The organism is Inquilinus limosus MP06 (assembly GCF_000767795.1).
In the GTDB taxonomy this organism is placed as follows: Bacteria; Pseudomonadota; Alphaproteobacteria; order DSM-16000; family Inquilinaceae; genus Inquilinus; species Inquilinus limosus_E.
On the sequence record NZ_JANX01000941.1, the window covers coordinates 1 to 1,435 of the forward strand.

The following is a 1,435-nucleotide window of genomic DNA, read 5'->3' on the forward strand; positions in this document are numbered from 1 at the left end:
CGCCTCGGCGGCGGCAGCCCGGTCGCCGGCCCGCAGCGCCACCAGTGCCTGCAGCAGATGGGCCTGGGTCGGCGTCGGCTGCCCCAGGAACTCCGGCGGGCGGCCCTCGCTCAGCACCTGGCGCCGGGACATCTCTCCGCGCAGCAGCTGGCGGAACTCGCTGACCATCAGCGCGGCGGAGGGGTCGACCGTGCTGGTCGCGTCCAAGAGGGTGTCCGCGCGCTCGAGATTGCCGGCGAACAGCAGCAGCTCGGCCAGCAGGATCCGCGCCCCGGTATCCGCCGGCGCGGCCTTGACCGCGGCGTTGGCGGCCTCGATCGCCGCCTGCAGCGCGCCCTCGCGGAACAGCTCTCCGGCTTTGGTCAGCATTGAAGTCTCCTGCGTCTGGGCATGGGGGCGATCGGACATCACGCGGCCGCGTCCTGGGCGGACAGGCCGGTGACCAGGCGGAACACCGCCGACACGTCGTCGAGCTGGTGGTGGGGCTGCAGGTGGATGACGCAGCCATAGGCGCCGGGGCGGCCCGCCAGCTCGTGCACCTTGATTCGGCTGGACACCAGCGGCTGGCGCGCCCGGCTGTCCGGCCCGGCATTGAGGCTGGCATTGGTGTAGCCGGACAGCCAGGTCTGCAGCCGGCGCTCGACCTCCTCCGCGGTCAGGGAGGAGCCGGTCATCTCGCGCCCCATGATCTTGATGTAGTGGGCGAAGCGGGAGACGCAGAGCATCGCGTTGATCTGCGCCGACAGCCGCCGGTTGGCGATGGCCGGGGTCGGGTCGCGCCCCGGCGCTTCGGACACCCGCGTCTGCAGGCTGTGCACGGCGGCGAAGGCGGCGTCGCCATAAGGCAGCGTGTTCAGCGGCATCAGCCCGGCCGCAACCAGGTCGCGCTCCTGCCGGTCGGTCAGCGCCAGGTCCAGCGACGGCCGGTTCCATGCCGTCTCCGGCCCCAGCACGAAGGGTTCGGCCGGCAGGTCCTGCACCAGCCCGCCGCCGACCCGGTCGGTGCTGACGCCGCGGACATCGGCCGGCCAGTTGTGCAGGGCCTGGGCCCGCGCCACGGTGGCGGCGAAGGCGTAGCAGGCCACCGACCAGGTGCGGTGCCGGGCCTCCGGCGCGTGCTCCTCGTAGCGGAACCCGTCCGGCCGGGCCGGGTCCGGCCGCCAGGGCGCGCGGGCCAGCACCCGGGGCATGGTCACGCACAGGAACCGCGTATCCTCGCGCAGCGCCATGGCGCGCCAGCGGGCGTGGTCGTCGTCGCGGAACGCCGCTGCCGCGTCGTTGGACAAGGCCAGGTCGCCGAAGCCGTCGACGCCGAGCAGGGCCGGGCGGCCGCCAGCACCACCGGCATGAAGGACGGGCCCCGACCGCCGCCAGCGCCGACAGCAGCGAGACGTCGTCGACCGGAGCGCCGTCGCCCGGCCGGCGCCGCTCCGGC

At 74.4% G+C, this 1,435-nt stretch carries 2 protein-coding genes; both read right to left on the reverse strand.

Annotated elements, in window-relative coordinates; translation table 11 throughout:
- A partial coding sequence (locus P409_RS34205; RefSeq protein ID WP_238578844.1) for a tetratricopeptide repeat protein occupies positions 1-369 on the reverse strand: 369 nt, incomplete at its 3' end.
- 38 nt (positions 370-407) lie between these two features.
- Positions 408-1,435, reverse strand: a 1,028-nt coding sequence (locus tag P409_RS34210) for a type VI secretion system contractile sheath domain-containing protein (protein ID WP_161790527.1), incomplete at its 5' end; no start/stop codon positions are given.